Source organism: Marinobacter sp. (assembly GCF_040882185.1).
GTDB lineage: Bacteria > Pseudomonadota > Gammaproteobacteria > Pseudomonadales > Oleiphilaceae > Marinobacter.
Genome location: NZ_JBBEBW010000012.1, coordinates 1 through 4289 on the forward strand (window position 1 = coordinate 1; position 4289 = coordinate 4289).

The 4289-nt window shown below is 54.7% G+C and carries 4 protein-coding genes and 4 tRNA genes; all 8 read left to right on the forward strand.

The features are described from left to right. Nucleotides 1-139: 139 nt before the first annotated feature. Nucleotides 140-1108: a biotin--[acetyl-CoA-carboxylase] ligase gene (locus WEB64_RS07995; protein WP_368059636.1), complete on the forward strand. Its 969-nt coding sequence runs from the start codon at nt 140-142 to the stop codon at nt 1106-1108. Then, the gene (locus WEB64_RS08000; protein WP_368059638.1) at nt 1105-1836 is read left to right on the forward strand and encodes a type III pantothenate kinase; all 732 of its coding nucleotides are present in this window, start codon (nt 1105-1107) and stop codon (nt 1834-1836) included. The genes WEB64_RS07995 and WEB64_RS08000 overlap by 4 nt, the downstream gene beginning before the upstream one ends. Beyond that, a complete protein-coding gene (locus WEB64_RS08005; RefSeq protein WP_368059640.1) occupies nt 1833-2621 on the forward strand; it encodes a hypothetical protein in 789 nt (262 codons plus the stop codon). The genes WEB64_RS08000 and WEB64_RS08005 overlap by 4 nt, the downstream gene beginning before the upstream one ends. 31 nt (nt 2622-2652) lie before the next feature. Next, a tRNA-Thr gene (locus WEB64_RS08010) sits at nt 2653-2728 on the forward strand. Between the two features lie 42 nt (nt 2729-2770). Beyond that, a tRNA-Tyr gene (locus tag WEB64_RS08015) sits at nt 2771-2854 on the forward strand. Nucleotides 2855-2864: 10 nt separating this feature from the next. Further along, nucleotides 2865-2939 (forward strand) — tRNA-Gly (locus tag WEB64_RS08020). A 24-nt stretch (nt 2940-2963) separates the two neighbouring features. Next, a tRNA-Thr gene (locus WEB64_RS08025) sits at nt 2964-3039 on the forward strand. Nucleotides 3040-3091: 52 nt separating this feature from the next. Next, nucleotides 3092-4288 carry an elongation factor Tu gene (gene tuf, locus WEB64_RS08030; RefSeq protein ID WP_368065553.1) on the forward strand — a complete coding sequence of 399 codons (1197 nt, stop codon included), beginning with the start codon at nt 3092-3094 and terminating at the stop codon, nt 4286-4288. Nucleotide 4289: the final 1 nt, after the last annotated feature.

The following is a 4289-nucleotide window of genomic DNA, read 5'->3' on the forward strand; positions in this document are numbered from 1 at the left end:
TTATTGGGCTCACATACGCCTGAACGAGGCCCATCAACAAGACGCGGCTGCGCCGGTAAGCCTTCCTCGTTTTGTTTTTTCGTCCCTTGTGGTGTTTAATCCAGCCCTGCATTCTCGAATTATTTAACGGGCGGTCACCATGAAAACCAAGGCTCTCATCATTCTTTTATCCGATGGGCTGATCCATTCCGGCGCTTCCCTGGCGTTACATCTGGGCGTAAGTCGAACGGCTGTCTGGAAGCAAGTGCGGCGAGCCGTCGGCAAAGGCTATCGAATAGAAACTATTCGGGGCAAAGGTTACCGCCTGATTGATGCGGTGGATCTGCTTGATCCAGATCGGGTTCGCGCCATCTTGCCCGAGCAGATCAGCGGCCGCATCAGGCTTAAGGTTATGGACTCGGTGGATTCGACAAATGCTGAAGTAATTCGGTTTCGTGCCACCGGTAGTGAGGAACTGATCGTATGTCTTGCGGATCAACAGACCGCAGGCCGAGGTCGCCGTGGAAAGCCATGGCAGAGCCCGGCAGGTGAAAACATATATCTCAGTCTTGGGTTGAAGCTGAGGGGTGGCTTTGCCTCGCTTGACGGTCTTAGCCTGGTTGTCGGTGTTGCGATTGCTGAAGCCTTAGAGTCTCTTGGTGTCGAACGTGTAGGTTTGAAGTGGCCCAACGACCTGCAATTTGACGGTCAAAAACTTGCTGGAATTCTCATTGAGCTGCAAGGTGAGCTCGAAGGTGCCGCCCAGGTCGTCGTGGGAATTGGTTTAAACGTGCATATGCGGAATGCGCAAGGTGTGGAGCAGGCATGGACCAGTCTGGATCTGGCTGCCGGGAAGAGCGGCCAGGTGTGGGAACGCAACCATATAGCCGCAGCGCTTATTGAGCATGTACTGGGCGCGGTCGACAGCTTTTCTGAACACGGTTTTGGTCTTTTTCGTGATCGATGGCAGCAGCGTGATGTATTTGTAGGAAAAATGCTGCAGTCGATCCAGGGCGATCATCGCGGTATCGGCCTGGGCATTAACGACGCTGGCCACTACCTCCTTGAAACGCTTTCTGGTAATGAGTCAATACACGCTGGAGAAATCAGCTTGCGGGTGGAGTCGTGAAGCTTCTGATTGATGCGGGCAACACCAGGATCAAATGGCAACTGCGATCCGATCGGGTGATCACCGCGCTCGGATATGGTGAGCTGACGGACGATAATCTGTTCGCTGCTATCAAATCAGAGGGGCCTGCTATTGATCGAGTCGCCGTCTCTACTGTACGCGCCGATCGGGACAGGAGGTCTTTGGAATACCGGTTGTCCGGCCTGACAGACGCAACTGTAAACTACTACTGGGCTGAAGCAGCCCGGGGAGAACTTTATTGCGCTTATGCCGACCCCTCCAAAATGGGTGCAGACCGCTGGCATGCGATGTATGGCGGCTGGATCCGGTTTCGGCAAGGGCTTGCTGTGGTAGACGCAGGTAGTGCCGTCACCGTGGATTACGTTGATAGCACCGGCATGCATGCCGGCGGCTATATTCTTCCGGGTCGACGCCTCCATTTTCAGAGTCTCAAGCAGGACGTAGCTCGCGTGGGCTTCGGGGAGATCGCGTCCGAAGTTTCAACCCCCGGCACAAACACTACCGAATGCGTTCATCATGGTCTTACCTGGTTGTGGGAAAGTATCGTTGCTCGCATTCAGCGGGATTGTCGTGATAGGGCAATCAACACCGTGATCGTAACCGGGGGCGATGGCGGGCGATTGCTCGAGATGGGGTTAGGGGTCGAGTATCGCCCTCATTTGGTGCTGGAAGGGCTGGAAGCGATTGACCAGGAAAGCCTGGGATGAAGTGGCTAGCGGTCATACTGCTTGTTGCGAACATCGCGCTCTGGTGCTTTGTCAGTTTTGGGGAACCCGCTAATGGAGAGGTAAAAGCAGAGGGCCGCTTGCCCAGGGTGTCTGCATTGCAAGTCGTATCGGTTAAAAATGGAAATGGGGGGGGTGGGCAAGATGGTGTAAACGGCGCCGAGGAGCGCTCTTTGGCTAAGGACGACAGGATGCCATCTGGGGAGAGCAGCCTTGGCGCCACTGAATCTGCCCCTGAGGGGGCAATGTTCCTGGGCGCGATGCAGGTCAAGGATGCAGAGCTTTGCATTGAGATTGGCTGGTTCGAAGATGAGACTTCCGCTCGGGATGCTGCGAGGGATCTTGATGTAGCGGAGGATATCAAAGCTATCCGGGCAATTGATCGCCCGCAGGCGCCCTTCCACTGGGTGATCGTCCCTCCGGCCTCATCGCGGGCCGCTGCTAATCAGCGTTACAGGGAAATTCGATCTATGGGCGTTGATGCATACCTGGTTGCCCGAGGGGAGCGTGAAAACTCGATCTCGCTCGGATTGTTCGAATCCCTTTCGGCGGCGGAGCGGATTCTTGCACGAAGAAAATCTCAGGGATTGGACGCAAAGCTGGTAACCTTCCCCCGAAATCGTATAAGCTACGCCCTCGTTTTTTCAGCAGTTTTGCCCTCTGGGGCGGAAGCAGGTGAATCACTTCCGAGAGGGTATGAGTCGCGGTTTGAATCGGTAAAATTCAGTGAATGTGAAGGTGTTGCAACCACTGATAAAAATCCGTAGTATACCGCCCTCGCTGAAGAGGCGAGTGTGGGCTGGCGTAGCTCAGTTGGTAGAGCAGCTGACTTGTAATCAGCAGGTCGGGGGTTCGATTCCGTCCGCCAGCTCCATTTTTGTTTTTGAGACAGGTTTAAGCAAATTGAATCTGCTCTGGAGGGGTTCCCGAGTGGCCAAAGGGATCAGACTGTAAATCTGACGCGCAAGCTTCGCAGGTTCGAATCCTGCCCCCTCCACCACTTATTGCTTGCGGGCATCGTATAGTGGCTATTACCTCAGCCTTCCAAGCTGATGACGCGGGTTCGATTCCCGCTGCCCGCTCCAGTTTTAGAGATGTGTTTAGTAAGCGCTCATGTAGCTCAGTCGGTAGAGCACATCCTTGGTAAGGATGAGGTCACCGGTTCAATTCCGGTCATGAGCTCCATTATTTGTCCGGTCAACGTTATTAATTCGGGTTGATTAGGGAGATTGATCGAATGTCTAAAGCAAAATTTGAACGTAAAAAGCCGCACCTGAACGTGGGCACGATTGGCCACGTTGACCATGGTAAAACCACCCTGACAGCGGCGCTGACGCGTGTTTGTCACGAAGTGTGGGGAACGGGTGAGTCACGTGCATTCGATCAGATCGATAACGCACCGGAAGAGCGCGCCCGTGGTATTACCATTGCGACCTCCCACGTTGAGTACGATTCCCCGACGCGTCATTACGCGCACGTGGATTGCCCGGGCCACGCGGATTATGTGAAGAACATGATCACGGGTGCGGCGCAGATGGACGGTGCCATTCTGGTGTGTTCGGCCGCTGACGGCCCGATGCCGCAGACGCGCGAGCACATTCTACTGTCCCGCCAGGTTGGCGTTCCTTACATCATTGTGTTCCTGAACAAGGCGGACATGGTTGATGATGAAGAGCTGCTTGAGCTGGTTGAGATGGAAGTGCGTGAGCTGTTGAGCGTTTACGACTTCCCGGGTGATGACACCCCGATCATTATCGGTTCGGCGCTGATGGCGCTGGAAGGTAAGGATGACAACGAAATGGGCACCACTGCGGTCAAGAAGCTGGTGCAGGCCCTGGACGACTATATCCCTGAGCCTGAGCGCGCGATTGATCAGCCGTTCCTGATGCCGATTGAGGACGTGTTCTCGATCTCCGGTCGTGGTACCGTTGTGACCGGTCGTGTTGAGCGCGGCATTATTAAGGTTGGCGAAGAAGTTGAAATCATTGGCATCAAGGACACCGTCAAGACGGTTTGTACTGGTGTTGAGATGTTCCGTAAGCTGCTGGACGAAGGTCGTGCAGGCGAGAACGTTGGTGTGTTGCTGCGCGGAACCAAGCGTGATGACGTAGAGCGTGGTCAGGTATTGGCCAAGCCGGGCACCATCAAGCCGCACACACGTTTTGAGTCAGAAGTTTACGTGTTGAGTAAAGAAGAAGGTGGTCGTCATACGCCGTTCTTCAAGGGATACCGTCCCCAGTTCTATTTCCGGACCACGGATGTGACCGGGTCTTGTGAGCTGCCGGAAGGTGTAGAGATGGTCATGCCTGGCGACAACGTTAAGTTGGACGTCACCCTGATTGCGCCGATTGCAATGGAAGAAGGTCTGCGATTCGCGATTCGCGAAGGTGGCCGTACGGTTGGTGCAGGGGTCGTTGCAAAGATCGTCGAGTAAG

Bases quoted from the DNA above. Each gene is read 5' to 3' on its own strand.
- WEB64_RS07995 (WP_368059636.1), top strand. From the start codon at position 140: ATGAAAACCAAGGCTCTCATCATTCTTTTATCCGATGGGCTGATCCAT.
- WEB64_RS08005 (WP_368059640.1), top strand. From the start codon at position 1,833: ATGAAGTGGCTAGCGGTCATACTGCTTGTTGCGAACATCGCGCTCTGG.
- tuf (WP_368065553.1), top strand. From the start codon at position 3,092: ATGTCTAAAGCAAAATTTGAACGTAAAAAGCCGCACCTGAACGTGGGC.